The organism is Mesorhizobium sp. M2A.F.Ca.ET.043.05.1.1 (genome assembly GCF_003952445.1).
Lineage (GTDB): Bacteria > Pseudomonadota > Alphaproteobacteria > Rhizobiales > Rhizobiaceae > Mesorhizobium.
Genome location: NZ_CP034446.1, coordinates 6,472,164 through 6,494,136 on the forward strand (window position 1 = coordinate 6,472,164; position 21,973 = coordinate 6,494,136).

Annotated in this window: 19 protein-coding genes; 4 read left to right on the top strand and 15 right to left on the bottom strand. The window is 65.1% G+C overall.

Translation table 11 applies throughout. The annotated features are described in order from the left end of the window. Positions 1 to 7: 7 nt before the first annotated feature. From kdpB to EJ069_RS31295, 10 genes are all read right to left on the bottom strand, one after another. Complete coding sequence (kdpB, locus tag EJ069_RS31250) at positions 8 to 2,101, bottom strand: potassium-transporting ATPase subunit KdpB (RefSeq protein ID WP_126064397.1); 2,094 nt, start codon at positions 2,099 to 2,101, stop codon at positions 8 to 10. After that, a complete protein-coding gene (locus EJ069_RS31255) occupies positions 2,098 to 2,352 on the bottom strand; it encodes a hypothetical protein (protein WP_245456372.1) in 255 nt (84 codons plus the stop codon). Before EJ069_RS31255 ends, kdpB begins: the two co-directional genes overlap by 4 nt. Next, a complete protein-coding gene (gene kdpA, locus EJ069_RS31260; protein WP_126064398.1) occupies positions 2,336 to 4,039 on the bottom strand; it encodes a potassium-transporting ATPase subunit KdpA in 1,704 nt (567 codons plus the stop codon). The genes EJ069_RS31255 and kdpA overlap by 17 nt, the downstream gene beginning before the upstream one ends. Positions 4,040 to 4,072: 33 nt before the next feature. Next, a complete protein-coding gene (locus EJ069_RS31265; protein WP_040990279.1) occupies positions 4,073 to 4,162 on the bottom strand; it encodes a K(+)-transporting ATPase subunit F in 90 nt (29 codons plus the stop codon). A gap of 501 nt (positions 4,163 to 4,663) precedes the next feature. After that, on the bottom strand, positions 4,664 to 5,092 hold the full coding sequence (locus EJ069_RS31270) for a hypothetical protein (RefSeq protein ID WP_126064399.1): 429 nt from the start codon (positions 5,090 to 5,092) through the stop codon (positions 4,664 to 4,666). A gap of 31 nt (positions 5,093 to 5,123) precedes the next feature. Next, on the bottom strand, positions 5,124 to 6,560 hold the full coding sequence (locus EJ069_RS31275; RefSeq protein WP_126064400.1) for an amidase: 1,437 nt from the start codon (positions 6,558 to 6,560) through the stop codon (positions 5,124 to 5,126). Between the two features lie 187 nt (positions 6,561 to 6,747). Further along, positions 6,748 to 7,839, bottom strand: a complete 1,092-nt coding sequence (locus EJ069_RS31280) for a Gfo/Idh/MocA family oxidoreductase (protein ID WP_126064401.1) — start codon at positions 7,837 to 7,839, stop codon at positions 6,748 to 6,750. Positions 7,840 to 7,913: 74 nt separating this feature from the next. Further along, positions 7,914 to 9,086: an ABC transporter substrate-binding protein gene (locus EJ069_RS31285; RefSeq protein WP_126064402.1), complete on the bottom strand. Its 1,173-nt coding sequence runs from the start codon at positions 9,084 to 9,086 to the stop codon at positions 7,914 to 7,916. An 82-nt stretch (positions 9,087 to 9,168) separates the two neighbouring features. Beyond that, positions 9,169 to 10,020, bottom strand: a complete 852-nt coding sequence (locus EJ069_RS31290) for an ABC transporter permease (protein WP_126064403.1) — start codon at positions 10,018 to 10,020, stop codon at positions 9,169 to 9,171. Continuing rightward, positions 10,017 to 10,850 carry an ABC transporter ATP-binding protein gene (locus EJ069_RS31295; RefSeq protein ID WP_126064404.1) on the bottom strand — a complete coding sequence of 278 codons (834 nt, stop codon included), beginning with the start codon at positions 10,848 to 10,850 and terminating at the stop codon, positions 10,017 to 10,019. The genes EJ069_RS31290 and EJ069_RS31295 overlap by 4 nt, the downstream gene beginning before the upstream one ends. 274 nt (positions 10,851 to 11,124) lie before the next feature. Between EJ069_RS31295 and EJ069_RS31300 the strand changes: the two genes are divergently transcribed. Together EJ069_RS31300 and EJ069_RS31305 are read left to right on the top strand one after the other, a co-directional pair. Further along, positions 11,125 to 12,072, top strand: coding sequence for a MurR/RpiR family transcriptional regulator (locus EJ069_RS31300; protein ID WP_126064405.1), 948 nt, complete (start codon positions 11,125 to 11,127; stop codon positions 12,070 to 12,072). A gap of 203 nt (positions 12,073 to 12,275) precedes the next feature. After that, positions 12,276 to 14,066 (top strand): NAD(P)/FAD-dependent oxidoreductase, encoded by a 1,791-nt coding sequence (locus EJ069_RS31305; RefSeq protein WP_126064406.1) that lies wholly within the window; start codon positions 12,276 to 12,278, stop codon positions 14,064 to 14,066. Between the two features lie 154 nt (positions 14,067 to 14,220). Here EJ069_RS31305 and EJ069_RS31310 read toward each other — a convergent pair whose 3' ends face one another. Together EJ069_RS31310 and EJ069_RS31315 are read right to left on the bottom strand one after the other, a co-directional pair. Beyond that, positions 14,221 to 15,447 (bottom strand): amidohydrolase/deacetylase family metallohydrolase, encoded by a 1,227-nt coding sequence (locus tag EJ069_RS31310; RefSeq protein WP_126064407.1) that lies wholly within the window; start codon positions 15,445 to 15,447, stop codon positions 14,221 to 14,223. 78 nt (positions 15,448 to 15,525) lie between these two features. Further along, positions 15,526 to 15,891, bottom strand: coding sequence for a RidA family protein (locus EJ069_RS31315; RefSeq protein ID WP_126064408.1), 366 nt, complete (start codon positions 15,889 to 15,891; stop codon positions 15,526 to 15,528). Positions 15,892 to 16,079: 188 nt separating this feature from the next. Here EJ069_RS31315 and EJ069_RS31320 point away from each other — a divergent pair, with 188 nt between their 5' ends. After that, the gene (locus EJ069_RS31320) at positions 16,080 to 16,565 is read left to right on the top strand and encodes a hypothetical protein (protein WP_126064409.1); all 486 of its coding nucleotides are present in this window, start codon (positions 16,080 to 16,082) and stop codon (positions 16,563 to 16,565) included. 121 nt (positions 16,566 to 16,686) lie between these two features. Here EJ069_RS31320 and EJ069_RS31325 read toward each other — a convergent pair whose 3' ends face one another. Then, complete coding sequence (locus EJ069_RS31325) at positions 16,687 to 16,941, bottom strand: hypothetical protein (protein WP_126064410.1); 255 nt, start codon at positions 16,939 to 16,941, stop codon at positions 16,687 to 16,689. Positions 16,942 to 17,204: 263 nt separating this feature from the next. Between EJ069_RS31325 and EJ069_RS31330 the strand changes: the two genes are divergently transcribed. Next, positions 17,205 to 18,698 (top strand): ATP-binding protein, encoded by a 1,494-nt coding sequence (locus EJ069_RS31330; RefSeq protein WP_126064411.1) that lies wholly within the window; start codon positions 17,205 to 17,207, stop codon positions 18,696 to 18,698. On the opposite strand, the gene EJ069_RS31335 is transcribed toward EJ069_RS31330, so the two are convergent. Together EJ069_RS31335 and EJ069_RS31340 are read right to left on the bottom strand one after the other, a co-directional pair. Further along, positions 18,699 to 20,297 carry an ATP-binding cassette domain-containing protein gene (locus EJ069_RS31335; RefSeq protein ID WP_126064412.1) on the bottom strand — a complete coding sequence of 533 codons (1,599 nt, stop codon included), beginning with the start codon at positions 20,295 to 20,297 and terminating at the stop codon, positions 18,699 to 18,701. After that, on the bottom strand, positions 20,294 to 21,910 hold the full coding sequence (locus EJ069_RS31340) for an ATP-binding cassette domain-containing protein (RefSeq protein ID WP_126064413.1): 1,617 nt from the start codon (positions 21,908 to 21,910) through the stop codon (positions 20,294 to 20,296). Before EJ069_RS31340 ends, EJ069_RS31335 begins: the two co-directional genes overlap by 4 nt. Between the last annotated feature and the right edge of the window lie 63 nt (positions 21,911 to 21,973).

The window sequence follows — 21,973 nt, forward strand, 5'->3', positions numbered from 1 at the left end:
TAAATCCTTATGCGAGGCCGAGGGCCGTGACGATCAGGTCGATCGCCTTGATGCCGACAAAGGGCACGATGATGCCGCCGAGGCCGTAGACGAGCAGGTTGCGGGTGAGCAGCGAGCCGGCGCCGATGGCACGATATTTCACGCCTTTCAGCGACAGTGGGATCAGCGCGATGATGATCAGCGCGTTGAAGATGATGGCCGACAGGATGGCGCTCTGCGGCGTCGCCAGATGCATGATGTTGAGCGCCTGCAGCGGACCGGTGGACTGGCCGGGCGCGACATAGAAGACCGCGAACATCGCCGGGATGATGGCGAAGTACTTGGCCACGTCGTTGGCGATCGAGAAGGTCGTCAGCGAGCCGCGCGTCATCAACAGCGCCTTGCCGATCTCGACGATCTCGATCAGCTTGGTCGGGTCGCTGTCGAGGTCGACCATGTTGCCGGCTTCGCGCGCGGCGACCGTGCCGGTGTTCATGGCGACGCCGACATCGGCCTGGGCGAGCGCCGGCGCGTCATTGGTGCCGTCGCCGCACATCGCGACCAGCTTGCCCTTGGCCTGCTCCTCGCGGATCAGCGACAGCTTGTTCTCAGGCGTCGCCTGGGCAAGGAAGTCGTCGACGCCGGCTTCAGCGGCGATGGCTGCCGCGGTCAGCGGGTTGTCGCCGGTGATCATCACCGTGCGGATGCCCATCTTGCGCAGCTCGGCGAAACGCTCGGCTATGCCGCCCTTGACGATGTCCTTGAGGTGGACGACGCCGAGCAGGCGGCCGTCGCGCTCGACCGCCAGCGGCGTGCCGCCGGCCTTGGCGATCTCGTCGGCAACGGCCTGGAGATCGCGGATGGCGTCGCTTGTCGGGCGCGTGCCGTGGGCTGCGACCGTCGCCTGGTTGACGTGATTGAGCACAGCATCGACGGCACCCTTGCGCACCGACGAACCGTCGATGTCGACGCCGCTCATGCGGGTCTGCGCGGTGAAGGGCACGAAGGCTGCATGCAGGGTCGCCATGTCGCGGGCGCGAATGCCGTATTTCTCCTTGGCCAGCACGACGATCGAGCGGCCTTCCGGCGTCTCGTCGGCCAGCGAGGCGAGCTGGGCGGCATCGGCCAGCTCCTGTTCGGTGACGCCCTTGACCGGACGGAACTCGGTCGCCTGGCGGTTGCCGAGCGTGATGGTGCCGGTCTTGTCGAGCAGCAGCGTGTCGACGTCGCCGGCGGCCTCGACGGCGCGGCCGGACATGGCAAGCACATTGAAGCGCACCAGGCGGTCCATGCCGGCGATGCCGATGGCCGACATCAATGCGCCGATCGTGGTCGGGATCAGCGTCACGAAGAGAGCAACCAGGATCGTCACCGGGATATAGCCGCCCGAATAGGAGGCGAAGCTCGGGATGGTAGCGGTCGCCAGCACGAAGATCAGCGTCATTCCGACGAGCAGGATGTTGAGCGCGATCTCGTTCGGCGTCTTCTGGCGCTCGGCGCCCTCGACCAGCGAGATCATGCGGTCGAGGAAGGTCTGGCCGGACGCGGCGGAGATGCGCACGCGGATCCAGTCGGAAAGCACCTGGGTGCCGCCGGTGACGGCCGAGCGGTCGCCGCCGGATTCGCGGATGACGGGCGCGGATTCGCCGGTGATCGCCGCCTCGTTGACGGAGGCCACGCCTTCGATCACCTCGCCGTCGGACGGGATGATGTCGCCGGCCTCGACCAGCACGACATCGCCGACCTTCAGGCTGGTGCCCGGCACCAGCTTGAATTTCGTGCGGTCGCCGTTGGCGAGGAGCTTGGCCTGGGTCTCGGTGCGCGCCTTGCGCAGCGAGTCGGCCTGCGCCTTGCCGCGGCCTTCGGCGACTGCCTCGGCGAAATTCGCGAACAGCACGGTGAACCACAGCCAGATGATGATCTGCAGGGTGAAGCCGAGATCGCCGCCCCCGGCGATGAGATCGCGGATGAAAAGGATGGTCGTGAGCAACGAGACAATGGCGACGACGAACATCACCGGATTCTTGATCAGCGTGCGCGGGTTCAGCTTGCGGAAGGCGCCGCCGATGGCGGGCACAAGGATGCGGGCATCGACAATGCTCGCGGATTTGGACTGGCTCATTTCGAGGCTCCAGTATCGGTTATGTTGGATGGCGCCGGGTGTTCGGTCTTCGGGAAGAGGTGCGGAAGACCGGTGGCCAGCAGCCACAGCACGAACAGCACGGCCGCCATGCCGAGAAAGGTTGAAAGGGTCGGGAAAGGACGAGGCTTCTCGTCCCTTCCGTTGTCGGGCGCTCCGTCACCGGTCTGGTGACCGTCGTGCCGACGTATGTGGTTGAACCCGGGCATGGTCATCTCAGAAGGTCTGTCCATGGATCATCGCCAGATGCTCGACGATGGGACCGACGGCGAGCGACGGGAAGAAGGTGAGGCCGCCGACGATGATGATGACGCCGACCAGCAGGCCAACGAACAGCGTGCCGTCCGTCGGGAAGGTGCCGGCCGAAGCGGGCACGGTCTTCTTCGCCGCCAGCGAGCCGGCAACGGCCAGAGCCGGGATGATGACCAGGAAACGGCCCATCAGCATGCCGATGGCCATGGTCAGGTTGTACCAAGGCGTGTTGCCGGTGAGGCCGCCGAAGGCCGAGCCGTTGTTGGCGGCCGCCGAGGTATAGGCATAGAGCACCTCGGAGAAGCCGTGCGGCCCACCATTGGCCATCGAGGCCACCGCGCTGGGCAGGACCACGGCGATGGCCGTGAAGATCAGCATGGCCAGCGGCAAGCACAGGATGGCCAGCATTGCCATCTTGACCTCCCTGGCCTCGATCTTCTTGCCGAGATATTCCGGCGTGCGGCCGACCATCAGGCCGGCAACGAAAACCGCGATGACGACGAACATCAGGATGCCGTAGAAACCGGCGCCGACGCCGCCGACGATGACTTCGCCGAGCTGCATGTTGATGAGCGGGATCATGCCGCCAAGCGCGGTGAAGCTATCATGCATGGCGTTGACGGCGCCGCAGGAGGCAGCCGTGGTGATGACCGCGAACAGTGCCGAGGCGGCGATGCCGAAGCGGGTCTCCTTGCCTTCCATGTTGCCGCCGTCGATGCCGAGCGCATGGACCAGAGGGTTGCCGGCGGCCTCGGCCCAATAGCAGACGATGACGCCGATGATGAACAGCGCACCCATCGAAGCGAGGATCGCCCAGCCCTGGCGCTGATTGCCGACCATGCGGCCGAAGACGTTGGTGAGGCCGGCGCCGAGCAAAAAGATGGTCAGCATCTGGATCATGTTCGAGATCGCGTCCGGATTCTCGAAGGGATGTGCGGCATTGGCGTTGAAGAAGCCGCCGCCATTGGTTCCGAGCATCTTGATGGCGACCTGCGAGGCGACCGGTCCGAGCGCGATGGTCTGCTTGGCGCCTTCCAGCGTGGTGGCGTCGACATAAGGCCCAAGCGTCTGCGGAATGCCGAGCCAGACATAGACCAGCGTCAGCACGATACAAATCGGCAGCAGCACGTAGAGCGTGCAGCGGGTCAGATCGACCCAGAAATTGCCGATCGACTTGCCCGAAGCACGAGCGAAGCCGCGGATCAGCGCGATTGCAATCGCAATGCCGGTGGCAGCCGAGACGAAATTCTGGACGGTGAGGCCCGCCATCTGCACGAGGTAGGACATCGTGCTTTCGCCGCCGTAATTCTGCCAGTTGGTGTTGGTGACGAAGCTCGCGGCAGTGTTGAAGGCGAGCTGCGGGTCGACGGCGGTCATGCCTGCGGGGTTGTAGGGCAGCACGCCCTGCACTCGCTGCAGCGCATAGAGAACGAGAAGGCCCACAAGGTTGAAGAGCAGCATAGCCGTCGCATAAACGGCCCAATGCTGTTCTTCCTTCTCGCTCGTCCCCGAAAGACGGTAGAGGCCGCGCTCGATCGGGACGAGCACGGGCGAGAGGAAGGACCGGTCGCCGTTGAAGACGCGGTGCATATAGGAGCCGACCGGCTTAACGAGCGCGACGAGGATGCCGCAATAGAGAAGGATTTGTATCCAGCCGTAGATTGTCATTGGGATGGCTTTCCGTGCCTGGCGCCGGAACGTTCAGAAACGCTCGGGGCGGATGAGGGCGTAGGTGAGGTAGGCGAGCAGGAACAAGGTCACCGCGCCGCCAAGAATGTAATCGAGAAGCATGATCCGGCCCTTCCGCTCAGATTCTGTCGCAGGCTTTGACGTAGGCTAAGGACAGGGCGAAGAACAAAATTCCGATCCCGAGAACTATAAGATCCATGGCTGGTCTTCCTTTGTTTCCACTTTGTGTTTGCGGGCTCGCGGTAGCGGGCTCAAAACTGCACACGGACGCTCGTCACCTTGGCGGCGACGGCGATCAAAGCGCTTCTTCGAAGGGAGATATGGACCCGATCGCCATAAAGGTTCGAGACGGGGCGGATGGGAAAGATATAGGAATTTTATAGGAATTTGGCCTGGCTAATTCGGCCGTGAACCTGTTGCCAAGGTGAGCTGTCCGCAGGTGCTCTTTCCCTGAGGCGGCGACGCACTTAAATATTGTCCCCGCAATTATCCACAGTTTGTCCTTGTTGCCTGCGACCTGATAGTCGGAGATGGCATATGGCATCTTGGAGTGAGATTGAGCGTATCCGCAAAGACATCGCCGCAGCGCGATCTATTGCGAGATTATTGCTTGCATCCGAGCGTGAGGCATTGACCGAGTGGGAGACGGGATTCGTCGAAAGCATAATTGGCTATGTTGACGATGAGTTGACCACTCGACAGGTCGAGAAACTGCTTGAGGTGCGAGACAGCTTGGTCCTGGTGACTAAACACCGTGGTTTTAGCATCAGCCGCTTGCTGCGACATTGCTATGAAGCGCGATTGGATCTGAGTGAAGATGACGAAGATTGGATCGTTGAGCTTTACGAGAATGGGCACCACTCGATCCGGCGTGGACAGGTTGGTAGACTTATGCGGTGCGCCAGGCAGCTCCGCTTGATCGAAGAGAGTTCCGCAGCTTAGCGAAGGATGCGTCACGATCAAATGCCACCACAGGGCGGTGCTGACCTTCGCAATTGGCATTTCACGTGGGCACTTCGCGAGGCCATCCATTGGCGCGCTGACCCAATCGAGCTTCTCGCTCCTACAGCGCCGGCCGTCGGTCCTTCCACGGCATCTCGCCTTCCAACTGTGTGGACAGCGCCAGCACCGTCGCCTCGTCGCCGTAACGGCCGACGAGCTGGACGCTGATCGGCACGCCAGCGGCCGATTGCCCGAGCGGCAGCGAGATCGCCGGCAGGCCGGAGATGTTGAAGGGGAAGTTGAAGACCGCGTCGCCCCATTTGGCGTTGTAGCGGTCGAGCTCGGTCTCCGACATGTCGTAGTAGCCGAGCGGGCGCGGCAGCTGCGTCAGCGTCGGGGTGATGAAGATGTCATAGGGGTTTAGGTCGCCGACGATATCGCGGCCGATCAGCCTCAGTTGCTCGACATCGGAAACATGTTTGATGCCGCTGGTCGCGCGGCCGCGCTCGATGACCGCCCAGGTCACCGGCTCGACATCGTTCGGCGTGACGGGGCGGCCGACCAGCGTTTCGAGGAAGCCGAAGGTGGCGGCCGTCTGCACGTTGGTCATGTCGGTGTAGGTTTTCCAGGCAGCATCGGCGTCGAGCGGCATGTCGTGCTCCTCGACATCGTGGCCGAGACGTTCGAGCGCGGCGACCGTGGAAAGCACCGTCTGCTTGACTTCAGGATCTATCGCGGCGCCGTTCGGCGGCGTGACGGTAAAGCCGATGCGCAGCTTCTTCGGCGCCCGTGCGGAGAGGTTGAGCCAGCTGTCCGTCGGAACCGGTGGGGTGTAGGCGTCGCCGGGCAGGGCGCCGGCCACCGCGTCGAGATAGGCAGCGGTGTCGCGTACGGTGCGCGAGCAGCAGAGGAAATAGGCGCCGCCATACCAATAGTCGCCGTAGGGCGCGAGGCTGACGCGGCCGCGCGACGGTTTCAGGCCGACAATGCCGCAGCAGGAAGCCGGCACGCGGATCGAGCCGGCTCCGTCGCTGGCCTCGGCGATCGGCACCATGCGCGAAGCGATCGCGGCGGCAGCGCCGCCGCTGGAGCCGCCCGGCGTGATGCCTTGCTTCCACGGGTTTTTCGTCGCGCCGTAGAGTTTTGGCTCGGTGGTGATCGACCAGCCGTTCTCCGGCGCGTTGGATTTGCCGACGAGGACGAGCCCGGCGGCCTTGATGCGGCGCGCCACCTCGCTGTCGGAATCGGCGACGAAGTCCTTCAGGTAGCGGCAGGAGTTGGTAAGGGGCGCGCCTTTCCAGGACGAAGCGAGCTCCTTGAGCAGATAGGGCACGCCGGCGAAGGGTGCCTCCTTGTCGACCGTCGCCGCCTGGGCGCGCGCCATGTCGTAGAGGCGGTGGATGACAGCATTGAGCGATGGGTTGAGGCGTTCGATCATGGTGATCGCCGCTTCGACGAGCTCAGCCGGCGAAACCTCGCCGCGCTTTACCAGGCCGGCGAGCGCCAGCGCGTCGGAGTTGGTGTAGGTCGCAATCAAGCTCTCCGAAATCGCGGTCATGTGTTCCTCCCTATGATTGCCGATCGCTGGACTCACCCTCACCCAGCCTCCGCTTCGCTCGGCTGACCTCTCCCCGGCGGGGAGAGGAGATTGTCAGCGCCGGCGCCAATCTCTTCTCCCCGCCGGGGAGAAGGTGGCCGCGAAGCGGCCGGATGAGGGGAGTGGCGCGACTGGTGACAGAGAAGGCTCAGGCCAGCTCGACGGTCCGCTTCTCCGCGATGCTCTGCTCCGCCGCCAGTACGATGCGCAGGCTGTTGACGGCCGCGTCCATCTGCTCGGTCAGATCGAGGTCCTCGCGGATGGCGCGCAGGAAGAAGGCCTGCTCGCGGTCGCAGAGTTCCTGGTGCCCGGGCTCGTCCTCCATGCTGACGATCTCGTCGGGCTTGGCAAAATTCTTGTCGCCGTCGACCTGCGCATAGTGGATCTTCAGCGCGTCGGTCTTGGTATGGCGGTCGATGTCGGCGGAATCGGACACTTCCTCGGCATCCTTGGCGCTGCTGCCCGACTGGCCGGCGACGATCGAGACGGCGCCCTTCGGGCCAACCACGTCCTTCACGAAATAGGCCGTCTCGCTCATCATCGGGCCCCAGCCGGCCTCATACCAGCCGACCGAGCCGTCATCGAAGGTGACGTGCAAATGGCCGTAATTCTGCTTGTCGGCCTCGGCCCAGAGTTTTGCGCCGATGCCGTGCACGCGCACCGGCTTGGCGCCGGTCAGTTGGCACATGACGTCGACATAGTGGACGCCGCAGTCGACGATCGGGATCAGCGAATCGATCAGGTTCTTGTGCCAGTGCCAGGCAGTGCCGCTGCTTTGCTGGTTGAGGTTCAGGCGCATCACCAGCGGCTTGCCGAGCGTCTTGCCGACCTCGATGAATTTGATCCAGGACGGGTGGACGCGCAGGATATAGCCCAGCACCAGCTTGCGGTTCTTCGCCCGCGCCGCGGCCACCACCTTCTCTGCGTCCTCGATGTTGGTGGCCAGGGGCTTTTCCATGAAGACATGGCAATTGGCGGCTGTCGCCTTCAACGCGTATTCGGCATGCGTGTTCGGCCAGCTGTTGATCGAGACCGCGTCCGGTTTCGTCTCCTTCAGCGCCAGGTCGAAATCCTCATAGAGCGGGTAGCCGGCGAGTTCCTTGGGGATCTTCTTGTTGCTTTTGATGTTGCGGCTCATGAGGCCGACGATCTCGAAACCGTCGGAGCGGTGATAGGCGCTGGCATGCGATGCGCCCATATTGCCCAGACCAACCACCAGTATTTTCACCTTGTCGGCCATCGAAGCCTCCCCAATGCTCTTTGAACGGAATGGCGGGCGGCGTCTCGCGCCGCCCGATGGTCATGGCAGTCGTGTTACTTGACCGCCGAATCGAACAGGTGCGCCTTGATCTTCTCGACGTCGAGCGCGGCAAAGCCTTCCGACAGTTTGACGCCGTCGGCATCGGCCTTGACCTTGGCCTTGTCGAAATCGTTGGCGGCCGGAATCAGGTCGTTGGTGCAGACATCCTCGGCCTTCACCGGCGCGCTGATCTGGCCGATTTTCAGAATCTCGTCGAAGAAGCCCTGCCAGCTCGCAATGTCATGCGAGCCCCAGCCGCCGCGCTTGTCCATGTCGCCGCGGAAGACGTTGATCTGCTGCAGGATCGAGGTGGTGCCGAGCTCGGGACCGAGGTTCTTGGCCAAGGTCGGGAACTGCTCGAACACGGCCTCGACCGCCGCGCGCGGGTTCTGGTATCCGAACTCGAGACCCATCGCCCAGCCGCGCAGGTATTTTTCCAGGAAGGCCTTCTTGTCGGCATCCTCGAGGTCGGCGGCGCGCACGACGAAGGTGTTGGCCGGCAGCTTGGAATTCTTGACGCCGAGCCAGTATTCGAAGTCGAGTCCCTTGGCGATCCATTCGGCGCGCAAGCCTTCCCAGGACAGCGCCGCATCGCCCTGGCCGCCGGCCAGCGCGGTGCCCCAGGTCGGCCAGCCGGCCTCGACATATTTCACCTTCTTGATGTCGACGCCTTGCGCGGCGAGCAGCGGATCGACGATCGCCTGCCATGCGGCGGAGCCGAGCAGGACGGTCTTGCCCTCAAGCTTCTTAAGGTCGTTCGATCCCTCCCCCTTGCGGAAGGCAAGGCTGAAAGTATCGCGCGCGCCCATGTGGAAGACGGACTTCAGCTTCATGCCGTTCTGGATGGCGAAGGAGAAGACGCCGGGCGAGGGGAAGCCCATGTCGGCCTGGCCGACATCGACGAACTTCACCGTCGCGGTGCCATCCGAAGGGCCGGGCTGCATGTCGGTGTTAAGGTCGCCGAAATAGCCGGCTTTCTTCGCCGACCAGTAGGGATAGTCGTCCAGCACTTCGAGCGTGCCGCGCGGCGAGATCCAGGTGAATTTCTCATAGGCCGCCGCCCTGGCCCTCAGGCCGGATGCGCCGAGCGCGGTGGCGGTCACGACGCCGGCCGCCGTCACCTGCAGGAAGTAGCGGCGGCTGATGCCCGTCGGGACGCTGGAATGGATCGGATTGTCGTTGGTCATGGCATTCCCCTTTTGTTGATTGCCCTTATTGATCGCTTGCCTTGCCTTCGCCCGCCTCCCGGGCGACCCCGTCCTTTCGCGCTTAGGTCTCCCAGCTCGCCCATTTCTTGCCGATCAGGAAGAACAGCACGTAAATCAGGATGCCGAGCGTCGACAGGATCAGCACCACCGCGAAGAATTGCGGCATCTGGATCATCGACGAATAGGAAGTCAGCCGGTTGCCGAGGCCAAAGCCGCCGCCGACCATCTCGGCGCCGACGGCGGTGAGCAGGCCGAAGATCGCGCCGATCATCAGCCCGACCAGGATCATCGGCAGCGCCATCGGCGCGCGGATCTTCCAGAAGATCTGCAGCGTGCTTGCGCCATAGGAGCGGGCCAGGGCGATCTTGGCGCTGTCGACACGGCGGAAGCCGGTCGCTGCATTGATCATCACCATCGGGCCGGCAGCCAGAGCGACCGCGATGATGCGCGGCGTGTAGCCAAAGCCGAAGCGCAAGATGAGCAAAGGCACCAGCGCCAGCATCGGCGTGGTGACCAGGATCAGGATGTAGGGCGCGACGATCTTCTCGGCGAAGGGGAACTGCGTGATCACCGCCGCCATCACAAGGCCGACGATGGCGCCGATGGCGAAGCCGGAGACAAGCTCGACCAGCGTGTAGCCGAGATGCGGGGCGATCAGCGGGAACTCGTCGAACAGCGCGTAGGCAATCGAGCTCGGCGGCGGCATGATGTATTGCGGCACGTGAAAGATGCGAAGCGCGAGCTCGATGCCGCCGATGATGACCACCGCCACGGCGAGGATCGCCGCCACCTCGGCTCCGGACTTGATGCCGGGACCGCTGGCGAAGGCGGAAAGGTTGGTGAGGCTGACCTCCTGCCCGTCACCGCCTGACTTCGCCTTCGAGAATTCCGGAATGGCGTCGCCTCCGCTCACTGCCTGATCCTCACGATTTCAGCGCTCTTGTGCTCCGGCTGTTGCTGGGCCTGCGGCCGACGCTCGCCGACGATGTCCATCTTGATGCGGTTGGTGAGGTCGAAGACCTCCTTCGTCGCCATGATCTCCAGAGACCGCGGGCGCGCGAACGGCACGTCGTAGATCTTGGCGACGCGGCCGGGCCGCGTGGTCAGCACCACGACGCGATCGGAGAGGAAGATCGCCTCCTCGATGCTGTGGGTGATGAAGACGATGGTGGTCTTGGTGTCGAGCCAGATCTCCTCGACCAGGCGGTTCATCTCCTCGCGGGTAAAACTGTCGAGCGCGCCGAATGGTTCGTCCATCAGGAGCACGGAGGGCTTCAATGCCAGCGCGCGCACGATCGCGGCGCGCTGCTGCATGCCGCCGGAAAGCTCGCGCGGGAACTTGCCGCCGAAGCCGTCCAGCCCGACGCGGTGCAAGAGATGGGCGATCCAGGCGCGGTCGGGCTTCTCGCCCTTGATCTCGAAGGGGAAGTTGATGTTGGCGTCGAGATTGCGCCAGGGCAGGAGGTTCGCTTCCTGGAAGACAATGCCGATCTCGGGGCGCGGTCCAGTGACCTCCTTGCCGTCGAGCAGGATCGTGCCGCCGGTCAGCCGGTGCAGGCCCGACATCGACCACAACAGCGTGGTCTTGCCGCAGCCGGAGGGGCCGACGATCGAAACGATCTCATTGGGTTGGACATCGAGGCTGCAGCGGTCCAGCGCCAGAAGATCGCCGGAACCTGTCTGATAGACTTTGGTCGCTGCCTGCACACCGAGCTTCGGCGTTCTTGCGCTTGCCGTACTCATGCTCCCCCTCGGAGACTGCGCGATGCGTTGCCCAAGGCCCATCCGTCCGCGAAATCAGTCTGTAACTATCCTACTTTGCTGTCAAGCGGCGACAGACGACAGAAGCAATCAGGTTCAATCAGATATCAGTTAATATGCTGATCTAAATGGGTTTTATCATCCCTTGCGGTGTGTGTTACTTTCCTACATACTCAGCTCGGTTGATTGCCTATGGCCAGCGGGCGGATAATCGCGAAGATGACGGATCCAGAAGCGGGCTGGGGAGGACTGGCGAATGACCGAAGCTGACAGCCAGGCATTGCGAATTGCGGACGAAGACGGCGACCGGCACGACCATGTCAGGCGCTTTCCCGATATCATCTCGCAGGTGAAGGACAGCTATGCGGAGCTGCGGCCGGCCGAGCGCCGCGTCGCCGATGTCGTGCTCGACGATGTCAAATATGCGGTCGACGCGTCCAATGCCGCGCTTGCCCAACGTGCCCGGGTCAGCGAGCCGACGGTGACACGGTTCTGCCGCGCCATCGGCTGCGAGGGCGTGCGCGATTTCAAGCTGAAGCTGGCGCAGAGCCTTGTCGTCGGCGCGCTCTATCTCGCCACCAAGCCCCAGCCCGCGAACAGCGACAGCGGCATGCCGTTCTGGAACGCCGTCTTCGGCGAAGCGCGGCGCGCGCTGCAGGAGGCGGAGCGGCAGATCGATCCGGGACAGCTGCAGAAGGCGGCGGAACTGATCGCCAAGGCGCGGCAGGTGACGGTGTTCGGCCTCGGCGGCAGCTCGTCGGCGCTGGCGCAGGAGACGCAATACCGCCTCTTCCGCTATGGGATCACCATCAATGCGCAAAGCGATCCCTATTTGATGCGCATGACCGCCTCGACGCTGAAGCCGGGCGATCTGGTGATCGCGATCTCGGCCACAGGGCGCACGCGCGAGGTGATCGAGGCGGTCGAGCTCGCCAAGCATTACCGCGCCAATGCGATCTGCGTGACGGCGCCCGACACCGAGCTGACCCGCGTCTGCGATGTGCGGCTGACGATGGCCGTTCCTGAATATCCCGACACGCTGAAGCCGACCGCGTCGCGCTATGCATTCCTGGCGGCCATCGATCTGCTGGCGGTGGCGACAGCCTACAAGATTGACGGCCCGGCGCGCGAGACCGTGCGCAGGATCAAATACAACGCGCAGATCCATCGGACAGGCAAGGAGATGGAGCCGCTCGGGGATTAGCGACTACCCTTCTCCCCTTGTGGGAGAAGGTGGCCTCGCGAAGCGAGGTCGGATGAGGGGTGCTCCAGGGAACGCCAGCGTCTCACTCCGCTGGAACACCCCTCATCCGTCTCGCGCTGCGCGCCGATCCACCTTCTCCCACAAGGGGAGAAGGGAAGGTCGGCGCGGCCAGGGAACTCCAACTGAAAAGGGAACGACGAAAAATGCTCGACATCGCACCATCGCAACAGGCGGCGACCTGGCTCGGCTCATTCGGCCGGGCGCTGGAGGCGGGCGATATCGAGGCGGCGACGAACCTCTTTGCGGAAGATTGCTACTGGCGTGATCTTTTGACCTTCACATGGAACATCAAGACCATGGAGGGGCAGGCCGCGATCCGCGAGATGCTGAAGGCAACGCTGTCGCAAGCGCAGCCGTCGCACTGGCACCTGACCGGCGAGGCGAGCCTCGACGACGGCATCGTCGAGGCCTGGTTCACGTTCGAGACTGGGGTGGCGCGGGGCGAGGGGATCCTGCGGCTCAAGGATGGCCGCTGCCGTACGCTGTTCACGGCGATGAGCGAGCTCAAGGGTTTTGAGGAGCAAAAGGGTCCTGCGCGGCCGCTCGGCATCCGCCACAAGGCCGACCCCAAGCGCGAGACCTGGGCCGAAGCGAGAGCGCGTGAGGCGCGCGATCTCGGCGTGCACGAGCAGCCCTACTGCCTGGTGATCGGCGGCGGGCAGGGCGGCATCATGCTGGGCGCCCGGCTGCGGCAGCTCGGCGTTCCGACGCTCATCATCGAGAAGAACGCGCGCGCCGGCGATTCCTGGCGCAACCGCTACCGCTCGCTCGTGCTGCACGACCCGGTCTGGTACGACCATCTGCCTTATATTCCGTTCCCGGAAAACTGGCCGGTCTTCACGCCCAAGGACAAGATGGGCGACTGGCTGGAAATGTACACGCGCGTCATGGAGCTGAACTATTGGGTGGCCACCAAATGCATCAGCGCTGCCTATGACGAGGCCGAAAAGGTCTGGACCGTGGTGGTCGACCGAGTGGGCCAACGCGTCACGCTGAAGCCGAAACACATCGTCTTCGCCACCGGCGCCTACGGGCCGCCGCGGCAGATCGAGTTGCCGGGCGCCGACAGCTTCAAGGGCGAGCTTCTGCATTCCAGCCAGTATTCCACCGGCGAGAAATTCCGCGGCAAGCGCGTCGCGGTGATCGGTGCTGCAAGCTCCGGCCACGATGTCAGCGTCGATCTGTGGGAAGCAGGCGCCAAGGTCACCATGGTGCAGCGCTCGCCGACGACCGTGGTGAAATCCGATACGCTTATGGATGTCGGCTTCGAGATCTTTTCCGAGAAGGCGCTGGCGCGCGGCATCACCACCGACAAGGCCGATATGATCGTGGCTTCCACGCCCTTCGCTTTGGTGCCCAAGGGCCAGCGCGCGCTCTATGACGTGATCAGGGCGCGCGACGCGGATTTCTACACGCGTCTCAGCGACAGCGGCTTCGCCATCGATTTCGGCGAGGACGAGACCGGGCTGTTGATGAAGGCCTATCGCACCGGCTCGGGCTATTACATCGATGTCGGCGCCTGCGAGCTGATCCTGAACGGCGAGATCAAGGTGAAGAGCGGCGTAGGCGTCAAGTCGCTGACGCCGGCCGGCATCTTGTTCGAGGACGGCAGCGAATTGGATGTCGACGCGATCGTCTGCTGCACCGGCTACCAGTCGATGAACGAGACGGTTGCCGCAATCGTCTCACGCGAGGTCGCCGACAAGGTCGGCCGGTGCTGGGGCCTTGGCTCCGGCGTGAAGGGCGATCCCGGTCCCTGGCAGGGCGAGTTGCGCAACATGTGGAAGCCGACGGCGCAGGAGGCTCTGTGGTTCCACGGCGGCAATCTGGCGCTGTCGCGCTTCTACTCGAAATTCGTGGCGCTGCAGCTGAAGGCGCGGATGGAAGGGATTGCGACGCCGGTTTATGGCGAGCCGAGCAATGCACAACGGTGACGTTCGATCTCCCCCCTCGAGGGGGAGATGGCCGGCAGGCCAGAGGGGGTCTGTCCGACTGGGCTCGACTTTTAGCGGCAGATGAGGGTTGGCGCTTCACGCGCGGCGACCCCCTCTGTCGCCTTCGGCGACATCTCCCCCTCGAGGGGGGAGATCAGCCCCGGCCAAAATGCCTGGCCGCCACATCCACATGCGTGTGATGCGCATGCGCTTCGAAGCGTTCGGTCTCGTCGTGGTCGGGCGCTTCGTTCGGCCACCATTTGCCGCCGATGGCAATGCCGTTGGACACCAGCCGCTGATCCGAAACCAATGACGCTCCGACCGCGTCGACGAAGGTGAAGCGGCCGGGCTGGAGCCGCAGCACCGCGACATCGCCGATGCCGCCGACCTTCAGCGCACCGAGCTCGGACCGGGCGATCGCCTGCGCGGGGTTTACGGTCGCGGCGCGCAGCACCTCAACCAGCGGCATGCCGAGCGACATGAGCTTCGACATGCAGACCAGCATGTCGAAGGCCGGGCCGTCGACGCAGTAGAGGTGAACGTCGCTCGATATGACGTCGGGCGCGAGACCCTCGGCGAGCATCGCCTTCGCCACCTCGAAGTCGAAGGAGCCCATGCCGTGGCCGATGTCGAAGATGACGCCGCGCTCGCGCGCCAGGCGCATGTCCGGCCGCACCGCGCCCGAGGCGAAGACCGGCGCGTTGGGGAAGGGCCGGAAGCAGTGGGTGAGGATGTCGCCGCGGCGCAGCCTGGGCAGCACTTCCGAACGGCCCGGCGGCGGCTCGTCGATATGCGCCATCAGCGGCAGGCCGACCTTGTCGGCGGCCTCGAGCGCGAGATCGACGGGCGCAATGCCGCTGGTACCGCCGGCATGCTTGCCGGAGCGGACTTTCACGCCGACGACGACATCGGCGTGCTCGCGCACCGCAGCCACCGTCTCGCGCGGCTCGCAGAGCCTGAGATCGCTGCACTCGCCGACCGACACGGTCTTGGCGAAGCCGAATATGCCGGCGAAGGAGATGTTGACGTAAGCGAGGATGCGGACTTTCGAGCGCTCGATGACATGGCGGCGGAAGCCGAGGAAATTGCCGGCGCCGGCGCTGCCGGCGTCGACGAAGGTGGTGGTGCCGCTCTTGGCGGCCAGCCGGTCGGCATCGACCCCGAGCGAGGTGCCGCCCCAATAGACATGGCTGTGCAGGTCGACGAGGCCGGGCGTGACGATGCAGTCCCTGGCATCGACCACCTGCGCGGCATGTTCGGCATCGAGGGCGGCCTCGATCGCGGCGACGCGGCCATCGGCGATGGCGACGTCGCGCTGCGCGTCCAGGCCCGATGCGGGGTCGATGACGCGCCCGCCCTTGATCAGGAGATCGAACTGCATCGGTACCCTCCCTTTGTTGTTTTACGCAATCCCGAACGGAAAACCGCTACGCACTTTTGCTGGAATTGCTTTTAGCGATCAGACCGGCCGGTAGGCGACGGCCTCGACCTCGATCTTGATGTCGATCATCAGGCGCGACTCGACCGTGGTGCGCGCCGGCGGATCCTTGGAGAAATGTTTTGCATAGACGGTGTTGAAGGTGCCGAAATCGCGCGCGTCCTCCAGCCAGACAGTGGTCTTCACCACATCGTCCATGCCGCAGCCGGCCAGCGCCAGCGCCGCCTTGACGTTCTGCAGCACCTGCTCGGTCTGCTCGGCGATGCCGCCCTTTACCACCAGCCCGTCGCTGCCCACCGGCACCTGGCCGGAGACATAGACGAAATCGCCGGCGCGCACGGCGGGCGAGAGCGGAACATGCGATTTTCCAAAACACTGCTTGGGCAAGTGAGTCTCCTCTTGGCGATTGAGTGGAACCGGCCGCATAGCCGTCTACGCCTGTCGGCACGATCCTCATAGAGGCAATGTCGGAAAGCAACATTATTTCGAAATCCATGTTGCTTTATTACAGAAGCCTGAGCATCTTGCGCTTCACGCCATTTTCGTCGGCCGCGCGACATGAGGGGAGATCCAGCATGACCTTCGACAAGAACCCGTTTCCGGAAGGCGATGCCGACCGCCACTCGCTGTGGGAAATGCTGGTGCGGCGCGATATCGATGCCTTCCTCGGCCAAGACTGGTCGATGGTCGAGGACGATTTCATCGCCGAGAGCTTCTTCGGCATGCACGCGCATTTCCTCGCCAATGCCGACGCCTGGCGGCTGCAGTTCCCGAGGCTGGATGTCTATCGCGACGAATGGCTGCGCCAGGCCAAGGAAACCGCGGGCACGAAATTCGCCGAGCCGCTGCGCGAGGCGCTGTTTCGTGTCACCAACATGCGCGACATCGATGTTGATGGCGATCGCGCGGTGCTGCACAAGAAGTTCGACGGTTCCGTCGCCAAGGCCGATGGCGGCGTCGACCGGCTGAAATGGCAGACGCTCTATTTCTGCCGCAAGGTTGGTGGCCGCTGGAAGATCGCGGGCTTCGTCGGCTACATGCCGCATCCATTGGGCAGTTAGGGCCTGGCGGACGGCGCCTGCGTTCGCAAATCGCTCATTGTGGAAACTGGCCGCGCCCGTTGGTTCGTCGTTCTAGGGCGAGGCCCGTGGATGACGACGTTAGGGGCAGTCACCGGGCTCGCTACGCGAGCCGCGGCAACCGCTCGTCAGGCGAGCGGTGGTCGAATACGACCCCCATGGTCTTACCAACGGCGGCCATCACGATCAGCTCGACCAGATGGTCATCGCTGTCCTCGCAGGATGGATCGGCATGGCGTATGGCCTCGAGCATGGCGCGTGTGGACACGGTGTCGCCGGCGCGAAATTTCGAAAGGGCAGACGAAACAAGGTCTTGCACCGTCGGGTCCATGACGGGCACTTCCGCAGCGACGTTCATTGGCCTCCTCCTGCCATGAACCCTCCCTGCAAAGATGATACGCCAATGGCTGGATTGCGCCAGCGAAATGGTGGTCCGACCAGTGCCGATGGCGACAGCCTGCCGCCATCCGCCCTGCAGGGACGAGCTGACGCTCGCGCATGTGACGAGCCGACGCTCGCCCTTAGATGTGGAACACCGCCAAGCGGTGCGCGGCCATGCTCGACGCGCCCGGCTTCGGTTGATAAGCCCGTGGCGCGCATGGAGGCGTTCTGAGTCGAAATATGACGGTTGCAATCGAGATGGGGCAGACGAGCGTAGGCGCGCCGGCCGCCCTCGACCTTGAGGAACTGCTGGCAACCCGGCTGCTGGTGCAGGGCAATTCGGGCTCCGGCAAGTCGCATCTGCTGCGCCGGCTGCTCGAACAGAGCGCGCCCTGGGTGCAGCAGACCATCATTGACCCCGAAGGCGACTTCGTGTCGCTTGGCGAACGTTTTGGGCATCTGGTGATCGACGCCGAGGAGCATACCGAGCGCGGCCTGCAGGCGGCGGGCGAGCGGGCGCGCATCCACCGCGTCTCGACGGTGCTCAATCTCGAGGGGCTCGACGCCGAGAACCAGATGCGGCGCGCAGCGGCTTTCCTCGGCGGGCTGTTCGAGGTCGCGCGCGACCACTGGTACCCGATGCTGGTGGTCGTCGACGAGGCGCAGCTCTTCGCGCCCGCCGCCGCCGGCGAGGTTTCGGACGAGGCGCGCAAGCTCTCGCTCGGCGCGATGACCAATCTGATGTGCCGCGGCCGCAAGCGCGGGCTGGCCGGCATCATCGCCACGCAGCGGCTGGCGAAGCTCGCTAAAAACGTAGCGGCGGAAGCCTCCAACTTCCTGATGGGGCGTACCTTCCTCGACATCGACATGGCGCGCGCGGCCGACCTGCTCGGCATGGAGCGGCGCCAGGCCGAAGCCTTTCGCGACCTGGAGCGCGGGCATTTCATGGCGCTTGGGCCCGCTTTGTCGCGCCGCCCGCTCGGCGTGCGCATCGGCCAGACCGAGACCAGCCCGCGCAACGGCACGCCGCGGCTGATGCCGCTGCCCGAAGCGGCCCTTGAGGATGCACGCTCGATCATCCTCGCAGCGCCGCCGCCGGAGACGGTCAGGCCGCAGCGCCGGCCTTCGCCGGACCTCCTCGACCAGCTGATGGCGGCCAAGGCCGCGCCGCTGGAGATGCGCCCTGAGCCGGCGGAGCCGCAGCCCAGCGCCGAGGACCTGGCCGAACGGCGCGAGCGGATGGACCGCATCCTGCGCGCCATCCTGGCCGAGCCCGATGCCGGCTTCCGCGTCATCGGCGTGCTCTATCAGGAGTTCGTGGTCCGCTGCCGCATCGAAGGGCTTGCCTCGGTGGTGCCCGATCTTCCGGAATTCCGCCGAATGCTGACCAGGGCGCGAGCCGGCGTCGGCTCCGACATGGCAGAGGACGATGCGTGGCGGGACGTCTCCGTCCGCGCCTCGCTTCTGCCCGAGGACATGCAGGGCGTGTTCATGATGATCGCCCGCGCGGCGAAGGAGGGCTGGCCGTGTCCCAGCGACGCGGCGATCGCGCGCGCCTACGGCTCGCACTCGCTGCGCCGGGCGCGGCGGCTGCTCGATTATATCGAGGAGCAGGGCCTCATTGTCTGCCAGGTCGACGGCACAGGGCGACGCACCGTGACGCTGGTCGAGCTCGCCTGGGCGACGGCGCCGGGCGATCCCAATGCCGCAGAGCAGGACAGCTCGGCAGCGTGATCACGGCTGCAACTCGATCGTGCGGACATCCCGAAGCGGCGGTGCGCGATGGGTGGAGACGACGACGATCCTATCGCTGAAGCGGGCGAGCAGCCGCTCGAGGATACGCTCGCCCTGCGCCTCGTCGAGATGCTCGGTCGGTTCGTCCAGCAGCACAACGGGTCGGGATGACAGCCAGGCGCGTGCGAGGTTGATGCGCTGGGCTTCGCCGAGCGAGAACCTGTCCTGCCTGACCCAGCTGTCCAACCCGCCCGCGTCGCGGATGCGGCCGTCCATCTCGACGGCTTCCAGCGCCCGCCAGAGTACGGCATCCGGAGCATCGCCGGCGAAGAGATTGGCGCGGACGGTATCCTCGAGCACGACCGCGTCGTGCAGGACGAGGGACACGAGCGCCCGCCGCTCGCCCGCCGACAGGATGCGGTCGTCGGTGGCGAAGGCATCGTCGCCGATCCAGCCGGCGATCTGCTTGAGCAGGCTCGTCTTGCCCGAGCCGCTTGCGCCGACGAGCAGTGTCGGCTGGCCCCGCGCGAGAAGCAGGGAGATGGGCGTTCCGATCGACCGGCCGTCGGGCGCACGGCGTTGTAGGCCGCCATGAAGCAGCAGGCCGGGCCTGATGTCATCCAGGGCGAATTCGCGCCTGCCGGTGGCGGTGCCGTGTGTCCATTGGCCGATCTCGGCGCGAGCCGCGTTGCGGCGAAGCACGGCAACCAGCATGCGCGATGCGCCATTCATGGTTTCGCCCAGCGCCAGCCAGGAGAAGGCGAGCAGCATCGGCGCGAGAAGCTCCGTGCCTTGTGTGCCCGCATACCAGGCAGCCGCCATCACGCTGACGCCGGCAACCGGACCGAGGGCCGCCGCGACCATATCCAGCATGGCCTGCAGCCGGCGAAGGACAAGCTGCGCGCCGTCGGCGCGAGAGAGCGCGGCAAGGGCCTCAGTGCATTCTCGGTTCCAGGCGCCCTCCGCCTTCAGGGGTACGGCTGACGCCATGGCCGCGCCAAGCCGGCTCGCGCCCCCGCGGCGCAGCGACCTGGTCTCACGCCATGCCATGGCGCCAGCTCTGGCCACCCGGTTCCCCGCGAACAGGATGGCAAGCAGCAAGACTATGATGGGCAGGAGGGACAAAGGCGCCAGCACTGCCGAGCCGGCAATCAGGACGGCAAGACCGCAGGCAAGCGTCAGAGCCGGCAGGCCGGCGCGCAGCCTGGCGAAGTCGAGGTCCTCGACATCGTCCAGATAGTCGGCAAGGCGCGAATCGTCGCCCAGCTGCCATCCGGCCCGGCGCACCGCCGGCGCCGCCGCCATCGCGGCGAACAGCTCGACGCGACGCGATATCTGATCGGCGAGCGCGGCCTTGTGGCCGGTCAGCCGCTCGCCGTAGCGGGCGGCGGTGCGGCCGACCGCGAACAGCCTGATGAAAGCCGCGGGGGTGTGAAAGTTGAAAGTGAAAGCGGCGGCGGAAAGGCCGGCGATCGCCACCGAGCCGAGCAGCCAGGCGGACACGCCGCCCAGCAATATGGCGCAGGCCAGCGCGGTGAAGGCGAAGCCGGTCGTCAGCCGCCACGACTTGCGGCTCGATGACTGAAACGCGGTGCTCATGCCGCCACCTCGACGGTATCGTCACGGGTGAGGTCCACAACCAGGTCGGCGGCGGCGGCAAGGTCCCGGTCATGCGTCGCTACGACGACCAGCCGCGTTCCTGAAATCCCGATCAGCATGCGCCGCACGGCTTCGGCGGTCGCGCGGTCGAGCTTTGCCGTCGGCTCGTCGGCGAGCACGGTTCGTCCAGAAAGTTGCGCCCGGGCGACGGCGATGCGAAGCCGCTGGCCGCCCGAAAGATTGGCGCCGCCCTTGTCCAGCCTTGCATCGAGACCGCCCGGCAGCAGGGCGTCGTCGAGCAGCCCGATCGCGCGCGCGGCATTTTCCAGCCGGCTCCGGTCCAGCGCGCCGCCATTCCACGAAATGGCCTCCGCCAGCGTTCCTTCTGGCACGTAGGCGTCCGTCGAAACCCAGGCGATCTCCCCGGCGGCCAGCGGACGGGTTCCCGGCATCGGCATGGCGCCCGGCTCGAGCCCGGAGAGACGGCGCAGAAGCGTCGATTTGCCCGATCCGCTCGGGCCGACGATGGCGACGAGGCCATGCGCCGGCAATCTCAGGCGCAACCGATCGAGCACCGGCAAGGTCGTCGACGCGATCGGTTCGGCGCCGAGCAGCCGGTCCAGCGCGGCGGCAGCCGCCAACCCTTCCGCCTTGGCATGGTACTGCTCCGAGAAGCGACGGAACGGCGCGAAATATTCCGGCGCGATCATCAGGATGAACAGGCTTTGCCAGAGCTCGAGATGGGAAAAGCCCGGGATCGTCGCAAGCTTCAGGTGGCCCAGGCCGAGGAAGATGGCGAGGATCGCAATCGAGAGCGAGGCGAAGAAGTCGATGATCCCGGCATTGGCAAAGGCTATGCGCAGCAGACCGATCGTCTCGCCGGCGTAGCCCTCCAGGCGCTGGCCGAGTTTTGCCTCCTCGCTTGCCGTCGCGTGGTTGGCAAGAATTGTGGGCAGCGTGCGGACGCGGTCGGCGAACTGGCCCGCCAGCCGGCCGAAGGCACGCTCCTGGGCGTCGGCGCGCCGGCGGATCGCATTGCCCACCAGCGCGAAGAACAGGATCATGACCGGCGTCAGGCAGATGACCAGCAGAGCGGCCTGCCAGGAGACGAAGCAAAGCGCGATGGCGGCGAGCAACGGCCCGGCCGCCATCATGCCCGTGGCGGCGCGATGCCCCACCACCAGCGCGGCGATCGATTCCGGATGGCGCTGCATCGAGACGATCAAGGCGCCCGTCGAAAGCGACTGCAGCTGCCGCGCCGGCATCTTGCCCAGTCGTTCGCCCGCGAGCGCCCGCAGTCGCGTCGACACGGCGTTTTCCGCGGAAGCCTGCAACCTTTCGGCGGCGAATCCGGCGAGGCATGCGGCCGCGAGCAGCGCGATCATCCCGGCGACGAGCCATGGATCGACCGTCTCACCCATCACGAGCCGGCCAGCGGCCATCGCCGCGGTCGCGGCGAAGCCGAGCCTGAGCACGGTGCGGACCGCCTGCAAGGCGAGAAGACCGCGCAATCCACGCCTTGCCAATCGCTCGGCGGCGGAAAGCGACTGAAAGGTACCGGGCGTCGCGGCGGCGGAATCAGGAACCGGTACGGGAACGACCTGCGTTTTCATGGCCCGCTTCTCGCACAGGCGAGGAGGACATGAGTTGATTCAGGTCAAGTCTCCAGCATTCGT